A 1,997-nucleotide genomic window follows, 5' to 3' on the forward strand; every position below is an offset into this window, starting at 1 on the left:
AAACAAACCAGGCCAGCCAGCAATCCCAACCAAAAACACTCAAAAACAAAAAACAGGCATAAAAAACAAACAAACACACTATCGAGTTCACAAACAACACCCACACACCCCAACAACCAACCACAATAGGCCAGCCACCAAAGCAGTGAACCACCACCACAAACCCACAAACAAGCTCGCGGCGACAGGTGAATAATCTACACACCCCCCACACCAAAGTCAAACCAAACCACTATGACCCCCAACACACACCCCACAAACCACCACAACACAACAAAAAACCACCCCACCACCCCCACACACCACAACAAAAAAGCGGACCCAACCACGCCACAACAACGCAATCAGGCCCGCCAAACACCCCACAAAGAAACTCAGCTCACACCCATATCAGGCTGAACCGGGATGTCCACGGTCGGCAGATCACGCACGGCGCGGCGTACGGCCTTGGAGACAGCGGGGGCGACACGCTTATCGAAGGCGCCGGGGATGATGTAGGACGGGTTGAGTTCGTCCTCGGAGATGACGGACGCGATGGCGTTTGCGGCCACGCGCAGGACCTCGGTGGTGATCTCCTTGACCTTGGCGTCGAGGAGCCCGCGGAAGAGACCGGGGAACGCCAGGACGTTGTTGATCTGGTTCGGGTAGTCACTGCGGCCGGTCGCGACGACGGCGGCGTACTTGCCGGCACCGATGGGGTCGACCTCGGGCGTGGGGTTGGCCAGCGCGAAGACGATGGCATCATCGGCCATCGTCTCGATGTCGGAGGGCTCGAGGATGTTGCCGTGAGAGACGCCGATGAAGACGTCGGCACCCTTGAGGACATCCTTGAGGGAGCCGTGGACGTGGCGGGGGTTGGTCGCCTCGGCCAGGGCCTTGCGAGAGGGGTGCATGCCTTCGGTGGCGTCACCGGACAGCGCGCCGTCGCGGCCGCAGCCGATGATGTCGCGCGCGCCCTGGGCGAGCAGGAGGCGGATGATCGCGTTGCCGGCGGCACCGACGCCGGAGACGACGATGCGCACGTCTTCGATCTTCTTGTTCACGATCTTGAGCGCGTTGATGAGCGCGGAGAGGACGACGATGGCGGTGCCGTGTTGGTCGTCGTGGAAGACGGGGATGTCGAGTTCGGCGCGCAGGCGCTCTTCGATCTCGAAGCAGCGGGGTGCCGAGATGTCCTCGAGGTTGATGCCGCCGTAAGCGGGGGCGATGGCCTTGACGATGGAGATGATCTCTTCGGTGTCCTTGGTGTCCAGGACGACGGGCCAGGCGTCGACGCCGCCGAATTCCTTGAACAGGACGGCCTTGCCTTCCATGACGGGCAGGGCGGCCTCGGGGCCGATGTCACCCAGGCCGAGCACGGCGGTGCCGTCGGAGACGACCGCGACCGTGTTGGCCTTCATGGTGAGCAGGTGGGCCTTCTGAGGCATGTCGTGGATGGCGGTACACACGCGGGCAACGCCGGGCGTGTAGGCGCGGGAGAGGTCGTCGCGGTTACGCAGCGGCACCTTGGAGTGGATTTCGACCTTGCCGCCGATGTGGCTCATGAAGGTTTGGTCGGAGACGGAGTCGGCGGAGACACCGGGCAGGGAGTTGATGGCGTCGCGTACTTCGCGGCGGTGCTCGGAATCGCGCATGTCGCAGGTGAGGTCCATGGTGATGCGCCCACGGTCGGAGTCGGCCACGTCGAGGCCTTTAATCTCCGCTCCGGTGGCGGAGACCGCGTCGACGATCGACGCGATCGAGGTGATCTTCTCATCCACCTCGATGCGGTATGAGGCGGTGTACGACGGCGAAGTGCGCATGTCTGTCCTTTCGTTGGGCGCCTGGCCAGGTGGCCCGGCTGTCCTCAGTTGTTCATCCTAGGGAAGTTTGGCATGACGCCGGTAGGGGAAGGTCACAACGTGGACATGAGAGAACGCTCATTGACGAGGCCGGGGTGCTTGCGCTGTTGTCCTCCCCCGGGTGGAAGCGTCGCCGGGATGAGACGGGGGCCGGGA

General features: G+C 62.8%; 2 protein-coding genes. One reads left to right on the plus strand and one right to left on the minus strand.

The annotated features are described in order from the left end of the window. Window positions 1-196, plus strand: a 196-nt coding sequence (locus tag HMPREF1136_RS11310; RefSeq protein WP_232204186.1) for a hypothetical protein, incomplete at its 5' end; no start/stop codon positions are given. A 178-nt stretch (window positions 197-374) separates the two neighbouring features. On the opposite strand, the gene HMPREF1136_RS08680 is transcribed toward HMPREF1136_RS11310, so the two are convergent. Beyond that, window positions 375-1,802: an NAD-dependent malic enzyme gene (locus HMPREF1136_RS08680; protein WP_009648977.1), complete on the minus strand. Its 1,428-nt coding sequence runs from the start codon at window positions 1,800-1,802 to the stop codon at window positions 375-377. Window positions 1,803-1,997 lie beyond the last annotated feature (195 nt).

The sequence above is a fragment of the Actinomyces sp. ICM47 genome (genome assembly GCF_000278725.1).
GTDB lineage: Bacteria > Actinomycetota > Actinomycetes > Actinomycetales > Actinomycetaceae > Pauljensenia.